Origin of the sequence: Phaeobacter sp. G2, from assembly GCA_025163595.1 — a bacterium.
Taxonomy (GTDB): Bacteria; Pseudomonadota; Alphaproteobacteria; order Rhodobacterales; family Rhodobacteraceae; genus Pseudophaeobacter.
This window is the reverse complement of the sequence record CP104100.1, coordinates 1,342,276-1,365,357: the sequence shown is the minus strand read 5'-3', so window position 1 is coordinate 1,365,357 and position 23,082 is coordinate 1,342,276. Positions and strand designations below refer to the sequence as shown.

18 protein-coding genes and 1 riboswitch are annotated in these 23,082 nt (G+C 61.4%); of the genes, 7 read left to right on the top strand and 11 right to left on the bottom strand.

Annotated elements, in window-relative coordinates; genetic code table 11:
• Window positions 1–46: 46 nt before the first annotated feature.
• Window positions 47–496 (top strand): group III truncated hemoglobin, encoded by a 450-nt coding sequence (locus N1037_06530; GenBank protein UWS80667.1) that lies wholly within the window; start codon window positions 47–49, stop codon window positions 494–496.
• Between the two features lie 588 nt (window positions 497–1,084).
• Here N1037_06530 and N1037_06525 read toward each other — a convergent pair.
• Genes N1037_06525 through N1037_06515 form a run of 3 tightly spaced genes read right to left on the bottom strand, consistent with a single transcriptional unit; the run spans window position 1,085 to window position 4,007 of the window.
• Complete coding sequence (locus N1037_06525; protein UWS80666.1) at window positions 1,085–2,104, bottom strand: TIGR01620 family protein; 1,020 nt, start codon at window positions 2,102–2,104, stop codon at window positions 1,085–1,087.
• Window positions 2,101–2,595 carry a GNAT family N-acetyltransferase gene (locus N1037_06520; GenBank protein UWS80665.1) on the bottom strand — a complete coding sequence of 165 codons (495 nt, stop codon included), beginning with the start codon at window positions 2,593–2,595 and terminating at the stop codon, window positions 2,101–2,103. Before N1037_06520 ends, N1037_06525 begins: the two co-directional genes overlap by 4 nt.
• Window positions 2,592–4,007: a YcjX family protein gene (locus N1037_06515; protein ID UWS80664.1), complete on the bottom strand. Its 1,416-nt coding sequence runs from the start codon at window positions 4,005–4,007 to the stop codon at window positions 2,592–2,594. The genes N1037_06520 and N1037_06515 overlap by 4 nt, the downstream gene beginning before the upstream one ends.
• A 109-nt stretch (window positions 4,008–4,116) precedes the next feature.
• Here N1037_06515 and truA point away from each other — a divergent pair, with 109 nt between their 5' ends.
• Window positions 4,117–4,923: a tRNA pseudouridine(38-40) synthase TruA gene (truA, locus tag N1037_06510; protein ID UWS80663.1), complete on the top strand. Its 807-nt coding sequence runs from the start codon at window positions 4,117–4,119 to the stop codon at window positions 4,921–4,923.
• Between the two features lie 137 nt (window positions 4,924–5,060).
• Here truA and N1037_06505 read toward each other — a convergent pair whose 3' ends face one another.
• The 3 genes from N1037_06505 to N1037_06495 all read right to left on the bottom strand — a co-directional run bounded on the left by N1037_06505 (window position 5,061) and on the right by N1037_06495 (window position 9,579).
• Window positions 5,061–7,217: a response regulator gene (locus tag N1037_06505; GenBank protein UWS80662.1), complete on the bottom strand. Its 2,157-nt coding sequence runs from the start codon at window positions 7,215–7,217 to the stop codon at window positions 5,061–5,063.
• 316 nt (window positions 7,218–7,533) lie between these two features.
• Window positions 7,534–8,340: a thioesterase family protein gene (locus tag N1037_06500; GenBank protein UWS80661.1), complete on the bottom strand. Its 807-nt coding sequence runs from the start codon at window positions 8,338–8,340 to the stop codon at window positions 7,534–7,536.
• Between the two features lie 3 nt (window positions 8,341–8,343).
• Window positions 8,344–9,579, bottom strand: a complete 1,236-nt coding sequence (locus N1037_06495; protein ID UWS80660.1) for an acyl-CoA dehydrogenase family protein — start codon at window positions 9,577–9,579, stop codon at window positions 8,344–8,346.
• Between the two features lie 123 nt (window positions 9,580–9,702).
• On the opposite strand from N1037_06495, the gene N1037_06490 reads away from it, so the two are divergent.
• Window positions 9,703–10,638: a glyoxylate/hydroxypyruvate reductase A gene (locus N1037_06490; GenBank protein ID UWS80659.1), complete on the top strand. Its 936-nt coding sequence runs from the start codon at window positions 9,703–9,705 to the stop codon at window positions 10,636–10,638.
• A 19-nt stretch (window positions 10,639–10,657) separates the two neighbouring features.
• On the opposite strand, the gene N1037_06485 is transcribed toward N1037_06490, so the two are convergent.
• From N1037_06485 to N1037_06465, 5 genes are all read right to left on the bottom strand, one after another.
• Entirely contained in the window at window positions 10,658–12,403 is a 1,746-nt protein-coding gene (locus N1037_06485) for an amidohydrolase (GenBank protein UWS80658.1), read from the bottom strand.
• Window positions 12,404–12,615: 212 nt separating this feature from the next.
• Window positions 12,616–15,483, bottom strand: a complete 2,868-nt coding sequence (gcvP, locus tag N1037_06480) for an aminomethyl-transferring glycine dehydrogenase (protein ID UWS80657.1) — start codon at window positions 15,481–15,483, stop codon at window positions 12,616–12,618.
• Window positions 15,484–15,659: 176 nt separating this feature from the next.
• A complete protein-coding gene (gene gcvH, locus N1037_06475; protein ID UWS80656.1) occupies window positions 15,660–16,019 on the bottom strand; it encodes a glycine cleavage system protein GcvH in 360 nt (119 codons plus the stop codon).
• A gap of 159 nt (window positions 16,020–16,178) precedes the next feature.
• Window positions 16,179–16,261, bottom strand: a riboswitch (glycine riboswitch).
• 210 nt (window positions 16,262–16,471) lie between these two features.
• A complete protein-coding gene (locus tag N1037_06470) occupies window positions 16,472–17,941 on the bottom strand; it encodes a glutamine synthetase family protein (protein ID UWS80655.1) in 1,470 nt (489 codons plus the stop codon).
• 80 nt (window positions 17,942–18,021) lie between these two features.
• Window positions 18,022–19,338 (bottom strand): aromatic ring-hydroxylating dioxygenase subunit alpha, encoded by a 1,317-nt coding sequence (locus N1037_06465; GenBank protein UWS80654.1) that lies wholly within the window; start codon window positions 19,336–19,338, stop codon window positions 18,022–18,024.
• A gap of 165 nt (window positions 19,339–19,503) precedes the next feature.
• Here N1037_06465 and N1037_06460 point away from each other — a divergent pair, with 165 nt between their 5' ends.
• From N1037_06460 to N1037_06445, 4 genes are all read left to right on the top strand, one after another.
• Window positions 19,504–20,280, top strand: coding sequence for a helix-turn-helix domain-containing protein (locus N1037_06460; protein ID UWS80653.1), 777 nt, complete (start codon window positions 19,504–19,506; stop codon window positions 20,278–20,280).
• Window positions 20,281–20,521: 241 nt separating this feature from the next.
• Window positions 20,522–21,346, top strand: a complete 825-nt coding sequence (locus tag N1037_06455; GenBank protein ID UWS80652.1) for a bifunctional allantoicase/(S)-ureidoglycine aminohydrolase — start codon at window positions 20,522–20,524, stop codon at window positions 21,344–21,346.
• 205 nt (window positions 21,347–21,551) lie between these two features.
• Window positions 21,552–21,938 (top strand): hypothetical protein, encoded by a 387-nt coding sequence (locus N1037_06450; GenBank protein ID UWS80651.1) that lies wholly within the window; start codon window positions 21,552–21,554, stop codon window positions 21,936–21,938.
• Window positions 21,939–22,059: 121 nt separating this feature from the next.
• On the top strand, window positions 22,060–23,046 hold the full coding sequence (locus N1037_06445) for a glyceraldehyde-3-phosphate dehydrogenase (GenBank protein UWS80650.1): 987 nt from the start codon (window positions 22,060–22,062) through the stop codon (window positions 23,044–23,046).
• Window positions 23,047–23,082: the final 36 nt, after the last annotated feature.

Genomic DNA, 23,082 nt, shown 5'->3' with positions numbered 1-23,082 from the left:
GCAGCGGGACCGGCCGCTGGGCCAAGACCGCAAGCGAGACAGCCCCATGACCAAGACCTCACCAACCGACACCCCCCAAACCGCCAATCACCCGATGAAGCGCTTTGACATCAGTGGATCCGAAATCGACCGTGTGGTGACCCTGTTCTACATCCGCATCCGCGCGCATCCAGAGCTGGGGCCCATTTTTGCCCGCTATGTGGAAGATGCAGACTGGCCCGCGCATGAGGCCAAGATCGCCCGGTTCTGGCGTAATGCGATCCTGCGCGAAAAGAGCTATAATGGCAATCCGATGCGGGTGCATGTCTCGCGCCCCGAAATCCAGGCAGAGCATTTCCCACAGTGGCTAGGTCTGTTCCACGAAGTGCTGCGGGCCGAGCTGCCCGCGCCGATTGCGCTGCAATGGGGCACGCTGGCAGATCGTATCGGCGAGGGCTTTCGCACCGGGATCGTAGCCATGCGCCAACCCAAGGACGGACCGCCCAAACTTTTCTAAGGCGCAGCGACGTCCAGACCGGCCCCATACCTGAAATCAGGGCTAACCCCAAAGTGCCCAAAGTTGAGAATTGGAAAATTATCGCCCCAAATTCCGGTTACGCCCGCGATAATTGTTAGAAAAACATCACTAAAGAAACGCAAAATAGCCGTGACAGAGCTGCCACCGCAATCTCAATTCTGTGAATAAATATGCCCCGCCTGTGGATAACACCTCCCCACCTGTGGAAAACAGCGCTCTTGCAGAGCCTCGCGGCTCTCATGGCGCAGCTGCCACCTGACCCAGCTTTTTGCGCAGGTCACCGGCCGCTGAGCGGGTGCGTTTCAGCCGGGTGGGGCAAAGACAGGCAAAGCAACGGATCCCGGTTATCACTGATACCCACAGCCAGCGCCTGTCCGCAGCTCAGCTGAAGCAAAGGGGAAAGGCCCTTAATATCATTATGATTTTGGGTCCCTTCCTAGCACTGTGCACAGGTATTTCCACAGGATTTTCCACAGCAAAGATCACCCTGACCTGTGGGTTTGACCGGGCCTGTGGGCCTGACGCGGCCTGAGCTACGCAGAACAGGCGATTGGATTATCACGACTTTTACGGTTCCGGCGCCTGATCGCGGCGAAACAGCCCGGCCAAGGCGCCTTTGATCACCCGCCGGGTCGCGGGGCGATGCGCCCGCGAGAAGGGCAAGGGGCGGCAGACCTCCATGGCAGCGATGCCAACACGGGCCGACAGGGCGCCATTGACCACCCCTTCGCCAAAGCGGCGTGACAGCTTGGACAGGACCGAGCCGCCCAGCACCGACTCCAGAACATCATCCCCCGCAGCCACCGCTCCGGTGGCGGCAAGATGGGCCAGCACCGCGCGGGTCAACCGCCAGGAGCTGAACAGCCCCGAGCGGCCGCCATAGATCTGCGCCACCTGGCGGATCATCCGCACTGAGGCCAGCAGCGCCACGGTGACATCGGCCAGCGCCAGCGGCACCAGCGCCGTCACTGTGGCAACCTGACGGGCGGCGGCCTCGACCTCTTGCAGGGCACGGGCATCCAGTGGCGCCAATAGCTCTTCTTCTGCCAGCACCAGCAGAGCATCGGCGTCCAGCACCTCATCCTGTCGCTCTGACAGCCGGGCCAATTGCCAGGCCATATCCGGGCGCCCGGCATAAAAACGCTGCAGCTTGGCCACATGTGTCTTGGCGGCGGCAAGGTCGCTATGCGCCAGCGCTGCCCCCTGACGCAGCCCATCGACCCGCTTCAACCGGGCCAGCGCTGCCAGCTCGCGCAGCAGCATCACCAGCGCCAGGATCAGGGCCAACACCAGCCCGGCGCTGACCGACCAGCCCAAAAGCGGCATCCGCGCCACCAGCCCAACGGCAAAATCCCAGGCCGCCAGGGACACCACCGCGCCCAGCAAGCCCAGCACCAGCCCCCAGAACCACCGCGCCAGCCGTGAAGGCGGCCGGGCCGCCAGACGCGCCGCCTGCTCCATCGCAGCGGGGGGCGCAGACTGGTCCAGGTTCGGTAGAGCATCCGGCACCGGCGGGGCGGCGGCCACATCCGGGGTCTCGGGGCGGGCATCCTGCTCCAGATCAAACAGTACCGGTTTCTGGCTCATCCCTGTTGCTCCTGCTGTTGGGGGGCGTACGCGTGGGTCTCGGCCTGCCATTCCATGCGGACATCCGGCAGGCCTTCGTCGTTGCCGCTGCCGTCGCTGCGGTCCGTTTCAAAGAACCCTTCGCGCTGATAAAAGCGCCGGGCGCCGGTATTGGCCGCAAGGGCCCGCAACCACAGCGCCGGCTGTGCCGCCTTGGCCTGTCGCAACAGGACCTTGCCAACCCCCTGCCCCCGTGCGTCCGGTGCCAGATAGAGGCTGCAGATCTCGGCGCCGTCGCGGGCCATAAAGCCAACCACCCGCCCGTCATGTTCAGCCACCGTGACCCAGCCGTGCCCAATCATTACCTCGCAAAAGCCAATGGTTTCCGCCTCGGAGTACAGCACAGGCATCCACGGGGTGTAGAGCGCAAAGCGGTGCAGAATCCAGCCCGTGGGACCCGCATCCAGGGCCGAGGCTGGACGTAGGCTGACAGCAGGGAGTGGAGAGTTCACAGGGCGTCTCCGATCAGGAATTCTGCGGCCCGGTCCAGCCGGATATGGGGCGGCCCATCCCCCGGCTTCAGACTGAGCGGCGCCGGGGCAAACTGCATCGCCTGATAATCGCCGTCCAGCCAGTGCCGCGCCCCCTGACGCGCCGGAGACAGCAGCTGCGCCGGATCCGTCGGCAGGGCGCCGGGGTAAAAGGCCGCCTGCTTACCGGTCTCCAGCAACCGCCCGCGCACGCAGGCCAGCTCTGCCCCATTGTGAGGGCGCATCTCTTCGGTGGTGGCCCGCAGCGACGCCAGCGCCAGCGCCGCGGTTTCGGCCCCGGCGAACTGCGCCCTGTCGCGGGCATCGCTGGTCAGGGCTTCGATGATGGCGGTCATCTGTGGATGTTGCAAATGGTGCAAATGGTCGGCCTTGGTGGCGGCGAAGAGGATTTTCTCAACCCGCTTGCCGCGCAACAGCGAGGTGAGGAACCCATTGCGACCGGGGCGAAAGGCCGCCAGCACATCGCCCATGGCCAGACGCAGATCTTCCACCGCCTGCGGCCCGGCGTGAATGGCGCTGAGCACATCCACCAGCACCACCTGACGGTCGATGCGGGTGAAATGATCGCGGAAAAACGGCTGCACCACCTTGGACTTATAGGCCTCGTAGCGGCGCTCCATCTCGCGCCACAGGCTGCGGCGCGGCGCGGTCTCTTGTGGTGGCAGGGGGCCAAAGGTCAGCACCGGGGAGCCCTCAAGATCGCCGGGCAGCAAAAACCGCCCCGGCGAGCAGTCATAAAACCCGGCCCGGCGCGCCGCGTTCAGGTAGCGGGTGAATTCAGCCGCCAGCGCCTGTGCCTGTGGTTCATCATGGGGGGCCTGTGGTTCAACCGTCGTGAGCGCTTGCAGGAAATCCGCCGCCACCTCGCGGGCGGGCAGCCGGTCCAGCACCTCGGCGGACCACTGGGCATAAGATTTATCCAACAGCGCCAGATCGAGCAGCCATTCGCCGGGGTAGTCGACGATATCCAGATGCAGCCGACGCGGCCCCTGAAAGCCGGACAGCAGCCCCGCAGGGCGCAGGGTGAGACTGAGGCGCAGCTCAGACACCGCGCGGGTGCTGGCAGGCCAAGAAGGCTGCGGGCCGGTCAGCGCCGCCAGATGGTCCTCATAGGCAAAACGCGGCACCGTATCGTCGGGCTGGGGTTGCAGATAGGCGCTGTCGATGCGGCCCATGCGCGCCGCATCCAGTTGCAGCATCCGCCCCCGGTTCAGCAGGTTGGCCACCAGCGAGGTGATAAAAACCGTCTTGCCCGCCCGCGCCAGACCCGTGACACCCAGCCTGAGCGTCGGCTCAAAGAACCGCGAGGACACAGTGCTGCCAAGGCTGTCCAGCCCGCGTGCCGCGCCCTCGGTCAATGTCGATAATACCACCCGGCCCACCTGCTGTTGTTTGCTTGGCTCAAGATAGGCAGGTGGTAGCGGGTTTTCCAGTCTGTCTGAGCACTTGCCTCAGCCCTGTTGCCGGGTTACTTGCCCGCTCATGGCTCGTTTTGCTCTCAAAGTTGAATACCACGGAAAGCCCTTTGCCGGATGGCAGCGGCAGAAAGATCAGCCCTCGGTGCAGGGCGCGATCGAAGATGCGCTCGCCCGGCTGGAACCCGGTCCCCATACCATTGCCGCTGCAGGTCGCACGGATACCGGCGTGCATGGGTTGGGACAGGTGGCCCATTGTGATCTGCACAAACCCTGGACGCCCTTTCGCCTGTCGGAGGCGCTGAATTTTCACCTGAAGCCCGCGCCCGTGGCGATTGTGGACTGCGCCGAGGTCGACCCGGAGTGGCACGCAAGGTTTTCCGCCATCGAGCGGCAGTATCTGTTTCGCATTCTGATCCGCCGCGCACCCGCCACCCATGACGCGGGCCAGGTCTGGCAGGTCAACAATGATCTGGATGTCGGCGCCATGCAGGAGGCGGCCAACCACCTGCTCGGCAACCATGATTTCACCACCTTCCGCTCGTCGATCTGTCAGGCGCAAAGCCCGCAGAAAACCCTGGATGAGCTGCGCATCGAGCGGGTCATGGGACTGTCTGGCCCCGAGGTGCATTTTCACGTGCGGGCGCGCAGTTTTCTGCACAATCAGGTGCGCAGCTTTGTTGGCACATTGGAACGCGTCGGCGCCGGCGCCTGGGAGCCGCAGGATGTGAAATCCGCACTGGAAGCCTGCGACCGCGCCGCCTGTGGCCCGGTCTGCCCCGGCCATGGTTTGTATCTGGCCCGGGTTGGCTATCCGGTGGATCCGTTTATGGCGCCCGACCATAGCCCCAAGGACAGGCTGACCGGTTCTTGAGCCGCTCTGGCTTGAATGCCTGCCAGCCGTTCATCGCTTACAATGGTTATGTGCTGCCCTAGCGGGCTGCTGAAAAACGCCCAGCACATCTGCGTCTGCTACGACCATTTAAGTAGAGCCAGACACAACCGCGTTTGTCATGTTTCAGCGTCTGATAGAGCCGTTTCTTTTCCCTGCTTGCCCTCCAGGACCATGCCGATGGCGGCCAGAAGCTCTGCCCTGCCAACAGGTTTCATCAACCGACAGTCTTCTGGCATCAGCCCATTGCCGTGGATCATTGCCTCACTGGCATAGCCGGACATAAAGACAAATGGGACAGTTGGGTCGACCGCCCGGATCTCTTTGGCAAGATGGGTTCCCTGGAGCTGCCCCGGCATGACAATATCGGTGATCACAGCGTCGAAGTCTCGCAAGTCAGACCAAGTGGCAAATGCCTCATCTCCACTTTTCGCCGTGGTCACACTGTATCCGGCTTTGGTCAGCATTTCTGCGAGCGGCTTTAACAACTCGGCATTGTCTTCCACCAGAAGAACTTTGCTGTGATCTGCCCTGGCAGTCCGGGCTTCCATCACCGGCATCGCGTTAAAGGAGGCAGCCTGACCTGCTGCCTTGAAGTACAATTTGAATGTCGTACCAGTGCCGATTTCAGAATAGACCTGTACCGCCCCCCCTGATTGTTTCATGAACCCGTGCACCATTGAGAGCCCAAGACCTGAGCCTTTACCAACTTGTTTGGTTGAAAAGAACGGTTCGAATATCTCTTTGAGATGCTGAGGTTCGATGCCGGACCCTGTGTCTGAGATGGCCAACATGATGTACCGGCCTGGCTTGATGTGTTCATTCCTCTCACCCAGGTATTCATCATCTAATCGAACATTTGCGGTTTCAATCGTCAAACGACCGCCATCGGGCATCGCGTCTCTTGCGTTCAGCAGAAGGTTAAGAAGGGCGCTCTTTGTGAGCGCATCATCGGCTAAAAACGGCCAAATAGATCCCAGCAGAGATGTTTGAATTTCAATGTTGGCGGGCAGCAGACGCTCTGCCCAAGTCAGCACTTCTCGAACGACAGAATTCCCGTCCAAGAGCTGAGGCTCCAGGTGTGATTTTCGCGCAAAGCTGAGCACATTCTTCGTTATCTCAGCACCCCGTTTTGCAGCCTGAATCGCACTTGTGCGATAGCGAGAGTGGCTCTCTTGCTGGTCCGTTGTTTCCATCAATTCAAGGTTACCAAGGATGACCGCCAGAATATTATTAAAATCATGCGCCATCCCACCGGCCAAATTCCCAACAGCCTCCATTTTCTGAGATTGCCGAAGCTCGTTTTCCAGATCAATTGTTCTTGAAATATCCTGGATAATCCCAACAAAACCATAAATTTCGCCCTGACCATCAATAACGGGCTCTCCGGTATTCACAACGGACAGTTCTGACCCATCTGCAATTCTTATTTTATGAAAGCAGGTATAGGGTTCCCGCTGGTGGCCGGATTTAGACATCCGGCTCTCCAGCTTTTCCCTGTCCGCATCAGACATTAGGGAAAAGAATTTCTCCAGCGTATCGGGGTCCTCGGAACTTGAGAAAGCTAGAATTTCTCGCATTGATTTCGAGGTTTTCAGCGCGCCGTTTTTCAGCACCTTCCAGTGGCCTAATCTGGCAATTCGTTCAGCCTGCAACAGTGTCGCTTCACTCTCGCGTGCCTTTACCCGCGCTTTTTCAGCGGTCTGCAGAAGCCGAACCAGCGTTACTGTCAATAACAGCAATGTGAGCACGAAGGCGGCAAAACAGCCCCCACCTACGGTCACAAGAAGCCACCTACGCCCCTGCATTGCGTTGATTAACTGGAGCTCAAAGGCGCGTATGTTCTCAGCGGCGTCAATGTCCGACAGACGCACGCGGGCATCGACTTCAGCTGCAGATTTTCCCGTCAGCTGCAGTTGCCTGGCTTCATCGATCATCACGCGATAATCTGACAATGTGTCCTCCAGAGAGGCAAAATCGGCCTGCAACCCCACCGATTGCGCCGTGAGGCTGATCCGCGTGAGAGTGGCCACTATTTCATCATAGTTACGTTCCGCTTTGGTAAAATATTCCTCATCCCGGCGCAGGACACCATTTTTGAAATTGTGAATAAACCCATCATATCCAAGCGATCTCTCCAGCTGTATAACCTGTTTCGGCAATACATAGATGGCTCTGTCGAGTTCAACCGCTCTGCTGACAAGAAAAACTGCTGACAAGGCAAATATTACTGCGGCAAAACCAGCAATCTGCAATCGGCTCTTGACCAAGGTCATAGCGGCATTCCTCGCAACGTTTCCACATTCACGAGACAGATTGTTCTGTGACTTGTCAAGTTTCGGGCTGAACAGGCAATTAATACGAAGTGCTATTTTGTGCAGATATTCAACACGCCAATAGGGTGTATATTGAAACTCTCAGGCCTCTAAACCTAGGGTCAGGACCCATTTACCCTACGCCGTCAGCGGTAATCTAACGTCATTTGCAACCTCTTGCGCCGCTCGCAAATGCAACCACTATTGGCGTGATGCCCCAAACCCTTGAGATTTTACAAAAGCGCTGCCAGGCATGCTGAATGAATAGGGCCTGATCCTAACCTTTGGGCGGATGTAGAACCAGGGTTTGCAGGGCTGTGGCCACCGGGCCTTGTTCGTCCTGCAAAACCGATTGCGACATGCCAATGCCGCTACTGTGCCAATGGGAGATCGATTCTGAGGCATGCCAATCGCCAACGGGCTCGCGGTGCACATTGAGGGTGAGGTCGGTATTCATAAAGCCCATCTCGCTGGGGGCCGCATTCCAGGAGATGCCATTGCCACAGTCCGCCAGCGCACAGAGCGACTGGATCGGCGATTGCTGCTCCCCCTCCAGCAGGGTGGTGGTGCGCATCCAAAGGGTCTTTGGTCCGGGCTCCAGGCCAAACTCAGGCGGATAGGCCACATCCAGAAATTCACCAAAATAGGGTTTGTCATGCAGACCTGCGCCAATGGAAAACCGCCCCGGCACGGCCTCGGCGCGGTTCAGTGGCAGCACCGGCGCGGTTGGCACCGGCCCCAGATCTTTACGCACCAGATGCATCGAGGTGCCCAGCGCGCACAGGTTGTTGTCGAGATCATGTACGGTGATCTGTGTCGTCGCCAAGGTGCGGCTGTGGCGCGTGGTTTCGGCCGCAACCCGCAGCCCCGCCAGTGGCAGCGGGCGCAAAATATCCAGCGTCAACCGACAGAGCATCTTGTCGGCGCCCACCTCGATCTCGGCGGCGCGAACCGCCAGGCCGGTGACCGGCCCGGCATGGCAGTGATCCGCAGACCAGGGCCCCCGCGCCGGATCGTTGCCCACAAAAACGCCTTCAGAGTTTTGCGAAAAGAACGGTGCCGCCGCGAGAGCCTTGGAGGTCATGGATCAGACCTTTTCCTGAGTGTATTTCTTCAACTCAACCCGCGCCACCTGGCGCCGGTGCACCGCATCCGGGCCATCGGCCAGACGCAGGGTGCGCACATGCGTCCAGGCCGTGGCCAGCGGTGTATCCTGGCTGACGCCCTGACCACCAAACATCTGCACCGCCTCATCAATGACTTTCAGCGCCACCCGTGGCGCAACCACCTTGATCTGGCTGATCCATGGCGCCGCCGCACGTCCATCACCCTGATCCATGTACCAGGCAGCCTTGAGACACAGCAGGCGCGCCATTTCGATTTCCATGCGGCATTCCGCAACGATATCGTAATTGGCGCCCAGATGGGCCAGCTTCTTGCCAAAGGCTTCGCGCTGCAGCGACCGTTTGCACATTTGCTCCAGGGCGCTTTCGGCCTGACCGATGGCGCGCATGCAGTGGTGGATCCGTCCAGGCCCAAGGCGGCCTTGGGCGATTTCAAAGCCACGGCCTTCGCCCAGCAGGATACTATCGGCTGGCACCCGCACATTGGTGAAGCGGATATGCATATGGCCATGGGGCGCATCGTCGTGGCCATAGACCTCCATCGGGCGCAGCACTTCGATACCGGGGGTGTCTGCGGGCACCACGATCATCGACTGACGCTGGTGCTTGGGCTGCTCTTCGCCAGCGGTTTTCACCATGACGATATAGACCTTGCAGCGCGGATCCCCGGCCCCCGAGGCCCACCATTTTTCGCCGTTCAGCACATAGTCGTCGCCATCGCGCACGCAGGCCATCGACACATTGGTCGCATCCGAAGAGGCCACATCGGGCTCGGTCATCAGATAGGCAGAACGGATCTTGCCCTCCAACAGCGGCGCCAGCCACTGCTGTTTCATCGCCTCGGTTCCGTAACGCTCAAAGACTTCCATATTGCCGGTGTCCGGCGCGGCGCAGTTGAACACCTCGGCGCCCAGCGGCGTCTTGCCCATTTCCTCGGCAAAATAGGCGTATTCCACGGTGGAAAGCCCAAAGCCCTTGTCGCTGTCGGTGAGCCAGAAGTTCCACAGCCCCGCTGCTTTGGCCTTGGCTTTCAACCCTTCGAGGATCTCAGCCTGGCGGGCGGTATATTGCCAGCGGTCACCTTTGCCGATCTCGGCTTGATATTCGGCCTCCAGCGGCATGATCTCATCGCGCACCATAGTGGCAACCCGCTCCAACAGCTGGCGATTCTCTGCCCGCATGCCAAAATTCATATCCATAGAAATTCTCCTCCACTGCCACTTTCGCTCTTGCGAAAACCATGGCTTAGTCGCGCAACAACTGTCCAGCGCAATGACGGGACGTCATTGAGACACAATAGAAATTATACGGAAGGAACCAGCATGGCGTTATTGGTCAATATTGGACATGACGGATGGTATCGCGACCGCGAACTGGCAGCTGAGCTGCGCAATTTGTCCCCCGGCGCCGACATCCGCACCCTGGAAGAGCCCGGCGATCTGGCAGAGATCACCATGTTGGCCGTCTCCGGGCTGGCCGACGATCTGCCGCCCCAATTGCCCAATCTCGCATTGGTGCAAAAACTAGGGGCCGGTGTGGAAACCATCGTCGCCCACCCGGCCCTGGCGCCACATGTGCAGGTCACTCGGTTAAAACCGCTGGAACCCGCCCGCGAGATTGCCCAGTATTGCCTTGCCTATGTGCTGCAGGGGCAGCGCAACATTCTGGCCCATGCGGCCAATCAGGCCCGTGCCAGCTGGGAATCGCTGGAGCCAAAGGAAAACCACAAGACCCGCGTTGGGGTGTTGGGTATGGGTCATATCGGTGGCGAAACAGCCGCTCTGATGCGCGATCTCGGCTTTGAGGTGCACGGCTGGAGCCGCTCTGCCAAAGACATGGAAGGCGTCACCTGCCACCACGGGGCGGAATCGCTGGAGCCTATGTTGGGCATCTGTGACTATATCTGCGCCATCCTGCCCTCGACCGGCGAAACCCGTGGCTTGATCAATGCGCAGACATTGGCCGCAATGAAACCAGGCGCCACCTTCATCAACGCCGGGCGCGGCGATTTGGTGGATGAAGCGGCGCTGATTGCCGATCTGGATCGCGGCCATCTGGGCCATGCAGTGCTGGATGTGTTTTGCACCGAGCCCCTGCCCGAGCAGGATCCGCTGTGGGCGCACCCTCAGGTCACCATCACGCCGCATATTTCGGGCTGGCACCTGGGCGAGGCGCTGCAGGATGTGGTGGAAAATTTCCGTCGTCTGGGCGCCGGCGAAGATCTGCTGCACGCCGTGGACCGGCAGCGGGGCTACTGACCCCGCCGCCACTGCGTCGCTAAAACAGCATAGATTTGAGAGCCGCAAACGCCGGGCCAAATCGCAGCCAGCCCCCCAGCCCGGTCTGGGTGGGCTGGCCATCCTTCCACGTTCCCGCCACGGATAAGCCCTGCCAGTCCGCGGTCAGCGGGTTGCCGTTGAACAGGGTGAAATCCGCGCGTTTGCCGACCTCAATCGTACCAATCAGCGCCTCCTGCCCCAGCTGCTGTGCCGCCTGGCGCGTCATCGCCGACAGAGCCTGATAGCGAGAGATCGCCTGATCCGGCGCGGTTATGGTCGCGCCTGAAACCGAGGTCCGGTCCACCGCCGTGCGCAGGGTGCGCAACGCGCCAATCGGCGAGGCCGGATGATCCCCGTGCAGCGTGGTAATCACCCCGGCGCGCATCGCCGTCCCCACGGGCATGTAGCGCTCTGCCCGGTCCCCCACGATATCCGGCAGCGCATCGCCGTAGTAAAAGATGTGGTCGACAAAAAAGCCGAGACTGATGCCCAGCCCCTTGGCCCGCTGCATCTGCGCGGCGGTGATCAGCGCATTGTGCTCCAGCCGATGCGGCAGACCAGGGTTTGGCCCGGCAGCCTCAAACGCATCCAGCACTTCGTCAATGGCGCGTTCCCCCTGGCTGTGCACGGCAATCTGATGCCCGGCGCTTTGCAGCGCGGCGACCTCGGCGGCAAAATCACCGGGGTCATGGTTCACCGGCCCCAGATGGCCGTGGGGGATATGCATCCGCTCCGAGGTAAGATCGCTGTGCTCATAGGCCTCGGCAAAGGCTGCACCACCGGTAAAGGGCGAACCATCCATCCAGAACTTGGTGCCCAGAACCCGGAAATCATCGTTTCCGCCCAGCGCCTTGCCCTGATGCGGCAGCAGATAAAGATAGGCCCGCAGAGGCGCAGCCGTGGCACCAATATGACGCAACAGCCCCACCGGATCCGGGTGTTTGCCCACCGCCCCGGTGATGCCGATGGTGGTATAGCCTGCCTTGGCATAGGTGGTGTATTCCTTACGCACCAAGAGCTCGATGACTGCGGGATCGGCCGCGGGCATGGCGCCGAGGATGGCGTTCACCGCCTCCAGCTCGCGGAAGGCACCGGTGGCGCGGCCTGCGGCGTCGCGGATGATGCCCGCTTGCCCCGCCTGTACGTCCTGCGCGTCCTGTGAAACCAAATCGATTCCAGCGGCTTGCATGGCAGCCGTATTGGCAAAGACCTCATGCAGCATCTGGGTGATCACCACCAGAGGGCGGTCCGGCACAATGGCGTCCAGCTCTGCCAGGGTTGGCGCAGTGAGATCAGCGATGGCCACCGGATCCCAGCCGTAGGCCACCAGCCAGGGGGTCAGCGCCGTGCCATCCGCCGCCTGCACCAGGGTTTGCATCACCTCGCCGCGACTGCTGTGGGTAAAGCCGCTGACATCCACCACCGCCCCCAAAAGCGCCGTGGCAATTGGGTGGGTATGGGGTTCGATCAACCCCGGCGTCAGCACCTTGCCCGCTAGATCATGCACTGGCGCGCCACTTTCTTGCAGCTGTGCCAAGGTGCCAACTGCGGTGATCACGCCATCCTCTACCAAAATCGCCTCGGGACCGGGCGCCTCGGCCGCTGTGGCCATGGGAAGGATCTCCCCTCCGGTCAGGATCAGCTGGGATGCGACGCGCTCGGGGCGCAGGAGATACCAGACCAGCCCCGCCGCCAGTAGCCCCAACAGCAACAATCCTTTGAGTACGCGCCGCAGCCATTTCATCGCACACATCTCCCCGTCCCTTTGGGCGGCAGGATTGGGGCGGTGCTGATTCCAAACAAGGCTGACGTGGCGGGAAGGTGCCTACAAATAGGAGAATGCCCCTGCGCTCTCGCAACCTTGGCGCAGCTGCGGACACAAAACGGGCCCCGAAGGGCCCGCCTGATATACCCGCCTGATTTACACGCCTGATTTACATGCGCTGGCGGTTTGGCCTACTCCGCCGCTTCGGCGTAGTCTTCCAACGGGGGACAGGTACAGATCAGGTTGCGGTCGCCGTAAGCATTGTCAACGCGGTTGACCGGCGGCCAGTATTTGTCGACCCGGAAGGCGCCAGGTGGGAAACAGCCTTGTTCGCGGCTATAGGGGCGATCCCAGTCCTTCACCAGATCCTCCATGGTGTGCGGCGCATGTTTCAGCGGGTTGTTCTGCGCATCGATTTTGCCGTCTTCGATGGCCTGCACCTCGGCCCGGACCGACAGCATGGCATCGACAAACCGATCCAGCTCCGCCTTGGTCTCTGACTCGGTGGGTTCCACCATCAGGGTGCCGGCCACAGGCCAGCTCATGGTGGGGGCATGAAAGCCGCTGTCCATCAGCCGTTTGGCCACATCATCCACCGTCACCCCCGCGCTCAGGTCAAACGGACGCGTATCCAGGATGCATTCATGGGCGACACGGCCAGTTGGCCCCTTGTACAGCACCCCATAGGCGCCCTCCAGCCGCTTGGCGATGTAGTTGGCGTTAAGAATGGCCACCTTGGTCGCCTGGGTCAGCCCAGCGCCGCCCATCATCAGGCAATAGGCCCATGAGATCGTCAGGATCGAGGCAGACCCGTAGGGCGCTGCTGAGACCGGCCCCGCATCTGCGCCGCCCCGTTCTGGGTGTCCCTGCTCCGGGTGTCCCGGCAGATGCGGGCTCAGATGGGATTTGACGCCAATTGGGCCCATGCCGGGACCACCGCCGCCATGGGGAATGGCAAAGGTCTTGTGCAGGTTCAAATGGCTGACATCGCCGCCCAGGTCGCCGGGACGGCTGATCCCCACCATGGCATTCATATTGGCGCCATCAATATAGACCTGACCGCCGTGATCATGGGTGATCTGGCAGACCTCATGCACGGTTTCCTCGAATACCCCATGGGTCGAGGGGTAGGTGATCATGCAGCCCGCCAGATTATCGGAGTGCTTTTCCGCCTTGGCGCGGAAATCATCCAGATCAATATCGCCATTCTCCGCCGATTTCACCACCACGACCTTCCAGCCCACCATCTGCGCCGAAGCCGGGTTGGTGCCATGGGCCGACATCGGGATCAGACAGATATTGCGATGCCCCTGCCCCTGGGCGCGGTGATAGGCAGCAATAGTCAACAGACCCGCATATTCGCCCTGCGCGCCGGAATTGGGCTGCATCGAGATCGCATCATAGCCAGTGATCTGGCACAGCTTGTCCGACAGGTCCGTTACCATCTCAGCGTACCCTGCCTGCTGCACGGCGGGGGCAAAGGGGTGGATATGGGCAAACTCGGGCCAGCTGAGCGGCATCATCTCGGCGGCGGCGTTCAGCTTCATGGTGCAGGACCCCAGCGGAATCATGGCGCGATCCAGCGCCAGATCACGATCCGCAAGACGGCGCATATAGCGCATCATCTCGGTCTCGGCCCGGTTCATGTGGAAAATCGGATGGGTGAGATAATCGGATTCGCGGTGCATATCCGCTGGTACACGGTATTCCGGCGCCAATTCGTCATCCACACGGGTAATGCCAAAAGCGCGCCAGACCGCCTCGGTGGTGTCCCGCCGGGTGGTCTCATCCAGGGTGATGCCAACGCGGGTCTCACCGACGCGACGCAGGTTAATGCCCTCGTCGAGGGCCGATTTCATCACCGCCGCCTGCAGCGGCCCCACATCAACAGTGATGGTGTCAAAAAAGCCTTTGGGATCGACCTTAAAGCCCGCCTCTTCCAGCCCACGCGCCAAACGCACGGTCTTGCGGTGGATCCGCTGGGCAATCGCCTTGAGCCCTTTGGGACCGTGGAACACCGCATACATCGAGGCCATCACCGCCAACAGCGCCTGCGCGGTACAGACGTTGGAGGTGGCTTTTTCGCGGCGGATATGCTGCTCGCGGGTTTGCAGCGACAGCCGGTAGGCCTGGTTGCCCTGGGCATCGATCGACACGCCGACAATGCGCCCCGGCATCGCCCGTTTATAGGCGTCACGGGTGGCCATATAGGCCGCATGTGGCCCGCCTGCGCCCATTGGCACGCCAAAGCGCTGGGTCGAGCCAACAGCAATATCCACCCCCATGGCGCCCGGCTCTTTCAGCAGGGTCAGCGCCAGTGGGTCTGCCGCCACCACGCCAATCGCACGGGCGGCGTGCAGCGCCTCCATCTGCGGGGTAAAGTCACGCACATGGCCATAGGTGCCAGGATACTGGAACAGGGCGCCAAAGACCTGATCGGCCTGCATCTTGTCCGGGTTTCCGACAATCACTTCGATATCCAGTGGCTGTGCCCGGGTCTGCACCACGGCAATGGTCTGCGGGTGGCAGTCCCGATCAACAAAAAACGCCTTTGCCTTGGATTTGGCCAGCCGCTGCGCCATGGTCATCGCCTCGGCCGCCGCAGTGCCTTCATCCAGCAGTGACGCATTGGCGACTTCCAAACCGGTGAGGTCGGAAATCATCGTCTGAAAGTTCAGCAAGGCCTCAAGCCGGCCCTGGGAAATTTCGGGCTGATAGGGCGTATAGGCGGTGTACCAGGCGGGGTTTTCCAGAATATTGCGCTGGATCGCCGGGGGCGTCACCGTGCCATGGTAGCCCTGCCCGATCAGTGAGGTCAGCACCTGGTTCTTATCCGCCACTTCGCGCATGTGAAACAGCAGCTCGCGCTCGGACAGCGGGCGGCCAAACTCCAGTGCTGCAGCCTGCCGGATTGAGGCCGGAACCGTGTCGTCGATCAGCGCCTCCAGGCTCTCGGCACCGATGACGTCCAGCATGGCCTGCATCTCTTCGGGAGAGGGGCCAATGTGGCGACGGTTGGCAAAATCATAGGGAAGATAGTCGGTGGGAGTGAAAGGCATCACATAGGTCCTGTCTGTTCAGGGCGGGTCAAAGCGGTTCGGTGCAGGGCGCGACAGCAGATCGCGGACACAGGAAATGCCTTCGGGCAAACCCGTCTGCCTGATCCAGGCGACCACGCCAATCTGCAGCTGCTAAGCAAAACCCGCCGAACCAGGGGTGCGACGGGCTGTAGATCTTATCCGATGAAAGTCTTGTAGGCGGCTTCTTCCATGTAGTCGTCCATCGGCGACAGGTCTTCGACCTTGAGCTTGAAGAACCAGGCATCGCCCTGTGGATCGTCATTCACCTTGCCGGGGGTCTCGGTCAGGGCCTGATTGACCTCGACAACTTCGCCGTCCAGCGGCGACAGGATGTCAGAGGCGGCCTTCACCGATTCAATCACCACGATTTCATCGTCTTTGGCAAATTCGTCGCCAACCTCGGGCAGTTCAATAAAGACCACATCCCCCAGCTGCTCGGCAGCATGGGCGGTGATGCCCACGGTCACAATATCGCCGTCCACGTCCAGCCATTCGTGTTCTTCGGTAAATTTCATCGCTCTCATCCCGTTATGCTTGCCCCGGAGCACCTTGCCCGGTGGTTTGATCTGGCCTTCCCGCCCCCAAAGGGAGCCGGATATTCGGGCCGGCTTGATCAGTGGGATCTGGTCAAGTCTCTCCGGCATCCCCGCGCGCGCACCCGGCCCGCACAGTTCGATGCCCCCTCTGTCCGCTTGCCTGAGATCGTTATCCCTTCGGCGGCGCGGGCTCTCCCCGCGCTCTCTCCAGAGTCTTTCGTGTATAAGGTCCCTGCTGCCTGAGAGTTTCCGGGGCGGTTGCTCCTTCGGCACCGGGCTTACGCAGGGGCCCAAAAGCCCAACAGCGCCGCGACGGTTCTCCCATATACACAAGGCCACAAGTACCAGCGCGCCGGGGCGCGTTCAAGACGCAAATACGCCCCAGCTTGTCGCTTTTACTCATAACCATCTTGAGCGCCGCAAAAGGCGCTTCAGAACAGGTTGAAATACTCCGCCTGCTCCCACTCGCTGACGGTGTTGAGGTAGCGTTCCCAATCAAACCGTTTCAACTGTGCCAGGTAGCTGACAAACTCGGGCCCCAATGTGTCGGCAAACAGATCGGAGCTGGCAAAGCTGTCCAGCGCCTGCCCCAGCGAGCGCGGCAGCCGCGCTGCGCCGGTATCATAGGGGGAGCTGGTCGGCGCCGGGGCCTGCAGGCCCGCCGCCATCCCGGCAGCGCCCGCCAGGATCTGTGCGGCAATGGCAAAATAGGGATTGGCCGAGCTGTCAGGAGCGCGGTTTTCTATCCTTGAGGCGGCGTCTCCCGGCTGCATCAGGGCGCGCAGCATGGCGCCGCGATTGTCCTGCCCCCACTGGATGCGATCCGGCGCCAGTTGATAGGGCTGGTAGCGTTTATAACTGTTCACCGTTGGCGCAATCATCAGGGAGGAGGCCGCCGCATGGGTTAACAAACCCGCAATCCAGCCCGAGGCCTGCGCGGTCAGACTGCCATCCGCACCCGGTTCAAACAGATTGCGCCCAGAGCGGCGCTCCAGCAGCGATTGATGCAGGTGCCAGCCATTGGCCATGGCGTTGTCCAGACGCGGCTTTGCCATAAAACTGGCGTGCAACCCGGCGCGGGCGCAAAGCTCTTTGACCATGGTGCGGAACATCACCATGGCATCGGCCTGCTCTAGCGCCGGCAGCGGCGCAAAGGTGAATTCAAACTGGCTCGGCCCCATCTCGATCTCGACCGATCGCACCTGTAGCCCCAGTGCCTGCGCATTGCGACGGATGTCATCCAACACCGCCTCACAGTCGCTGTAGCGGCTTTCGGTCAGGAACTGATGGCCCTGGGTCAGATTGCGGGTGGCCACCGGTGCGCCCGGCATGGTGCTTTGGCTGTGATCCAGCGCCGCATCCAGCCGTTCAAAGATCTGAAACTCCACCTCCAGGCCAAAAATCGCCTCCAGCCCCTGGGCGTCCAGATCGGCAGTGGCCCGGCGCAGCACCTGGGTTGAGGAAAAGCTGATAGGGCTGCCATCGGTCTGCACCGGGTCGCACAGAAGCCAGGCGGAATGCGGCGACCAGGGCAGCACTCGAAAGGTTTCCGGACGCGGCACCAACAGCACATCCCCGGCGCCGCGCATGGGCACAAAGGCGCCACCATCGCCCTGCTCGGCCTCCCAGACCGCAAAGGCAGTCCGGTGTGACGTATCCTTGAGCAGCAGGGTCGAGGGCATGTTCAGCCCGGAGCGAAACACCCCCTCAAAGGCCTCCGCAACCAGGGTCTTACCGCGCAGGATACCGTGCTGATCGACAAACAGCACCCGCAGGGTTTCAATGTTCTGCGCCTGGGCCCTGGCCAGGACGTCCTCTGCCAGCGCCAGCGCCTGCGGGGCAAGCAGCCCCATCCGTGCCAAGCGCCCCGTTGCAAGCCCTGTCGCCAGATCTTCAGCCATTGCACATTTCACCTTTTATTGCGGCACCAGCCCCTTGGCTGCCCCCGTGGTCCGTCTATCACCCTGCACTGATTGGTCGTCTAGACCTTGGCATCCCAGGAACAGGCGCCGCGACGCTGAAGATCAGCCTCCTGTGCGGCACGTTCCCAATCACCATCCTGCGCAATCGAGTCATTGGAAACTGGCCCGAAAACGGTGGCAAGGTCCAGCCCGCCATACATCGGCAGATCCTCATCGCGCCCCTCTTTTACCGCAGCAATGGCGGCGCGCAACTGGCGACGGTAGCGAATGATGCCAACATCGGTCTTGCCCAAGTGTTCCTGCGTGCGGTCCTGAATGGCGCCCATGCTTTCAACCGCCCATTGATCATGCACATTGATATCCAGCCCCATGCCGGTATAGGTCTCGCGCTGCTGCTCCTCCGGATCAAAGCCGTAGTTGTTATGGCGGCCTTTTAGCGGCGCATAGTCCGGCAGGCGGTGTTCCTTGAGACGCTGTTCACGCATCAGCGTCTTATTCACCGGTTGGTCAAAACTGGTGAACATGGAATACCAATAGCAGGATTTGTCGTCGATCGGCACATGCCACTGGGTAATGGTCATCTCGCGCGACATCGGGATGCAGATCGCCTCCGGGAAGATCTGGTTGGTGATGCGCACATGAGTGCGCCCATCGCCAAGATCGCGCAGGGCGGTGATCTTGAGCCCATGATCCGCCTCTTCGGCGGTGATTTCAGGGCGGGGGAAATCGCGCAGCAGCTTGGTCATCGGGATTTCCGTATTGCCAGCGGTGTCGCGGAACTGCTTGCCATAGGCCTCTGCCGGGTCTTCGTCCTGCAGGAACCGATGCAGGAATGACGCATGCGCCGGGTCAATCCCCACCTCCATCGCCTGCAGCCAGTTGCAGTCCCACAGCCCCTTGAAAGCAAAGACATGGCTGGAGGGCGCGCGGAAACAGTCCAGTGCGGGAAAGTCCGGCGGCGTGCCCGGCCCCATATAGGCCCAGATGATGCCGTTCTTTTCCACCACTGGGTAGGCGGTGCTTTGGATCTTCTCATGCATCCGGCTGCCCGCCGGTTCGCCGGGCTGTTCGACACATTGACCGGCCCGGTTGAAATGCCAGCCATGGAACGGGCAGCGCAACCCGTTGTCCTCTAGGCGGCCGAAACACATATCGGCGCCGCGATGTGGACAGTGGCGCCCGATCAGGCCCAGCTCGCCCTCACTGTCGCGAAACAGCACCAGGTCCTCCCCCAGCAGCCGCACCGGCACCACGGGGCGGACACCTTCCAGCTCATCCACCAAAGCCGCCGGTTGCCAGTAGCGCCGCAAAACCTCCCCGGCATCGCTGCCTTTGCCAACACGGGTGAGGCTATCGTTCAATTCCTGGCTGATCATGGCTGGCTCTATCCTTTGGCGTTGCGCACTGTGGATGGCGCTTTCGCGCCCTTGACAAAGTTCGTTAAACGTACTTATGTTTTCACATACGACCAATTTTTGTTGTGTGTTCCGACCATTGTCAAGGTCACAGCCAATAATCATTTTTGACAAGCGACAGGTTACATGACCAAACCAGTACAAGACCGAAATATTTCTTCCAGTTTTTCCAAAGGCCTGGCCGTTCTGGCCGTGTTTGATGCGGCCACGCCCTGCATGACCCTGGCAGAGATCGCCCGGCGCACCAACCAGGATCGCGCCACAGCGCGGCGCGGCGCGCTGACGCTGGTACAGGCGGGGTATCTGCGCCAACAAGGGCGCATGCTGTCCCTCACCCCCAGGGTTCTGGCCCTGGCCGGCGGCTTTTTGCAGGCCAATCAGTTTGGTCGCCGAATTCAACCCACCCTGAACCAACACGCGCGCGATCTGAAAAGTGAACTCAGCCTGGCGATACTGGATCAGGATCGGGTGCTGCTGCTGGCGCAATCCACCACCGAGAGCGGACCGGTCACCTTTGGCTTTACTGCGGGCGCGCATATCCCGCTGGTGCATACCAGCCTTGGCAGGATGCTGCTGGCCTGCCTGCCCCAAGACGAGGCCGCCGAGCTGCTGCACCGCGTGGAGATCCCGCGCCACACAGAGCAATCGATTCTGGACCGGGAGGTGATTTTGCAACAGATCGCCGAGGCCCGCAGCTGCGGCTACTGCATCACCGACAGCGAGTTTGAACCCGGCATAGCTGGCTACGCGGTGGCGCTGTCACGACCCGGCAATACACCGGTGGTGCTGGGCAGTTCTGCGGCCAGTGGTCTACACCCAAACCGCCGCAGCGACGCGCTGATACAGGGGCTGCAGATCTGCGCCGCTGAGCTGCGCCAAACCAATGCCGTGGACGATCTCTGATCCAGCCTGCCCCAGGGCCTGAACAGACCCTCGGCGTCTTTGGGTTTGTCGTTTTGCTATTTCCGGGCTTGTGCTCCGGGGCGCTGCCCCAAACGGCCGCTGCACTGCCATTGCGGCGGCCGTTTTCAAAAAATTACGAAGGTAGTTATCGCCCTTGTGTCGCTTGGACCGGCGCCCCGACACCCGCATATTGCCTGTGACCTGCCCCGATGGCAGCGACGGTATCGAGCAAGGACGCACCATGAGCCAAAGCAGCTATTTCACTCCCAAAGGCGGCCTTCCCGGCCAGCAGCAGCTGCTCACCGGGCGTGCGGTTTTTACCGATGCCTATGCGGTACTCCCGCGCGGCACCATGCGCGATATAACCACCTCTTTCCTGCCCGGCTGGACTGGCATGCGCATGTGGGTCATCGCCCGTCCCATGACCGGTTTTTCCGAGACCTTCTCGCAATATATTGTGGAACTTCAGCCGGGGGGTGGTTCTGACTGCCCTGAAACTGATGCCTCAGCCCAGAGCGGACTGTTTGTCACCGATGGCGCACTGCAGCTGACCATAGACGGCGCGGCACATAGTCTCACCGCGGGCAGCTTTGCCTATCTGCCCGCTGGCAGCGCCTGGCAGCTGCACAACAGCAGCGAAGCCAGTGCCAGTTTCCACTGGATCCGCAAGCGCTGGCAATCCGCCCCCGGTCTCGACAAACCCCAGGCTTTTGTCTGCAACGAGCAGGACATCGCCCCCAATGCGATGCCCGACACCGAGGACCGCTGGGCCACCACCCGGTTTATGGATCCCGAAGACATGTCCCACGACATGCATGTGACAATTGTCACCTTTCAGCCCGGCGGCGTCATCCCCTTTGAGGAAACCCATGTGATGGAGCACGGGCTTTATGTGCTGGAGGGCAAGGCGGTTTACCTGCTGAACAAAGACTGGGTCGAGGTCGAAGCCGGGGACTTCATGTGGCTGCGTGCCTTCTGCCCACAGGCTTGCTATGCCGCCGGACCGGGGCCTTTCCGCTACTTGCTGTACAAAGATGTCAACCGCCACATGCCCCTGAGCCTGTAGGCAGGACCCGTAGCCTGCCCCTGCAGGCTGCACCTGTCCCCCAATGGCCAGCCCCCACAGCCTGTGCGGCCGGACTGGTGACAACCCCTGGTGCGGTCATAGCCCCTGCCGGGTTCTTTGTGCCGCTGGCAGAGATCACCATTGCAAAGCGCCGATGCAACGCTAGGCTGGCGGCAAATATCTTTGACCGCCGGAGCTGTTCCTGATGATCCCCCGCCCCCTGCTCTATCCCCGACCCCGTCCACTGCCGCGCGCGCGGACCGCTGCCCAAGCCCTGACGCTTGGTCTGTGCCTGACGCTTGCCACCTGCCTGATGCCGACCGGGTCCGGGGCCAAGGAGGCATCAGCGGAGAAACACGTCACTGTTCTGGGACGCAACTGGGTTGTCGCTCCCGCGGAACAGGCGCCGGGGCTGTATCGCGCGGTTCGGCTCAACACCGAGCTACAGCCCAATCGCCCGCCTGCTCTGCTCAGCGCCCGCCAGGCAGTGCGGGCCTTTCGCAAAGCGACCGGCTGCAGCGCCAATCTCGACTCGCTGTATCGCAACATCACAGGGGCCTATTTTGCCACCCTGATCTGTCCCCGTAAGTAACATCACCCATGTAGCCACCAGACGCCGGTTTGATCTTGATCGGCCAAGGTAAATCCCCTGAACAGATCCCGGTGCACTGCCCCCATCCCCGGGGGAGCCGGAACGCTAAAGAGTTGCGCTTATGAAAATTGCCATCAATGGGTTTGGCCGCATCGGTCGCGCCATTTTGCGCCAGATCCTCACCACGACGCGCGGCGAGGCCGTCGAGATCGCCCTGATCAATGACATTGCCCCCTTGGATATCTGCGCCTATCTGTTTCAATACGACAGCACCTTTGGGCCCTTCCCCCATGCGGTGACCCATGGGGGCGGCACGCTGAGCGTGCTGGAGCAGAAAATCCCGTTTCGCCATGAGGCCGACCTCACCCGGGTCGATCTGTCCGGGGTGGATGTGGTGCTGGACTGCACCGGCATTGCCCGCAGCTCGGATGTTGCGCAGCGTGGCCTGGCGGCGGGGGCCACGAAGGTCTTGATCTCAGGTCCCTCGCCCGCCGCAGAGCAAACGGTGGTCTATGGCGCCAATGAGGACCAGTTGGGAGCAGCGCGGATTGTCTCCAACGCCTCCTGCACCACCAATGGGCTGGCCCCGCTGGTCAAATTGGTGGATGAGATCGGCGGCATTGCCAGCGCCCATATGACCACCATCCATTGCTACACCAACTCGCAGCCCATGGTTGATGCGCCACGGGGCGATTTTGCCCGCTCGCGGGCGGGCGCCCTGTCGATGGTGCCGACGACCTCCTCGGCCACCCATCTGATCGACGAGGTGCTGCCGCATCTCAAAGGCCGGATCAGCGGCGCCGCCGTGCGGGTGCCCACCGCCAGCGTCTCGGCGGTGGATCTGGTGGCGCAGCTGCACAGCCCGGTTGAGGAGCACCGTTTCATCGCAGCCCTGCAGGCCGGTTGCGCGGCATCCGAGGTGCTGGGCTGGACCGACATGCCATTGGTGTCGTCAGATTTGCGGGCGCGGCCAGAATCCCTGGTGCTTGCAGCGCCGGAAATCCGACGGGTTGGCGACCAGCAAGTCAGGGTCTTTGGCTGGTATGATAATGAGTGGGGCTTTTCGGCGCGAATGCTGGATGTCGCCCGCCTGATGGCCCGCCCCTAAGAAGCCAAAGCCCAGCTCTCCCGCCCGTCGCTGAAG

Bases quoted from the DNA above. Each gene is read 5' to 3' on its own strand.
- N1037_06530 (UWS80667.1), top strand. From the start codon at position 47: ATGACCAAGACCTCACCAACCGACACCCCCCAAACCGCCAATCACCCG.
- N1037_06525 (UWS80666.1), bottom strand. From the start codon at position 2,104: ATGAGCCAGAAACCGGTACTGTTTGATCTGGAGCAGGATGCCCGCCCC.
- truA (UWS80663.1), top strand. From the start codon at position 4,117: ATGGCTCGTTTTGCTCTCAAAGTTGAATACCACGGAAAGCCCTTTGCC.
- N1037_06505 (UWS80662.1), bottom strand. From the start codon at position 7,217: ATGACCTTGGTCAAGAGCCGATTGCAGATTGCTGGTTTTGCCGCAGTA.
- N1037_06500 (UWS80661.1), bottom strand. From the start codon at position 8,340: ATGACCTCCAAGGCTCTCGCGGCGGCACCGTTCTTTTCGCAAAACTCT.
- N1037_06495 (UWS80660.1), bottom strand. From the start codon at position 9,579: ATGGATATGAATTTTGGCATGCGGGCAGAGAATCGCCAGCTGTTGGAG.
- N1037_06490 (UWS80659.1), top strand. From the start codon at position 9,703: ATGGCGTTATTGGTCAATATTGGACATGACGGATGGTATCGCGACCGC.
- N1037_06485 (UWS80658.1), bottom strand. From the start codon at position 12,403: ATGAAATGGCTGCGGCGCGTACTCAAAGGATTGTTGCTGTTGGGGCTA.
- gcvP (UWS80657.1), bottom strand. From the start codon at position 15,483: ATGCCTTTCACTCCCACCGACTATCTTCCCTATGATTTTGCCAACCGT.
- gcvH (UWS80656.1), bottom strand. From the start codon at position 16,019: ATGAAATTTACCGAAGAACACGAATGGCTGGACGTGGACGGCGATATT.
- N1037_06470 (UWS80655.1), bottom strand. From the start codon at position 17,941: ATGGCTGAAGATCTGGCGACAGGGCTTGCAACGGGGCGCTTGGCACGG.
- N1037_06465 (UWS80654.1), bottom strand. From the start codon at position 19,338: ATGATCAGCCAGGAATTGAACGATAGCCTCACCCGTGTTGGCAAAGGC.
- N1037_06460 (UWS80653.1), top strand. From the start codon at position 19,504: ATGACCAAACCAGTACAAGACCGAAATATTTCTTCCAGTTTTTCCAAA.
- N1037_06455 (UWS80652.1), top strand. From the start codon at position 20,522: ATGAGCCAAAGCAGCTATTTCACTCCCAAAGGCGGCCTTCCCGGCCAG.
- N1037_06450 (UWS80651.1), top strand. From the start codon at position 21,552: ATGATCCCCCGCCCCCTGCTCTATCCCCGACCCCGTCCACTGCCGCGC.
- N1037_06445 (UWS80650.1), top strand. From the start codon at position 22,060: ATGAAAATTGCCATCAATGGGTTTGGCCGCATCGGTCGCGCCATTTTG.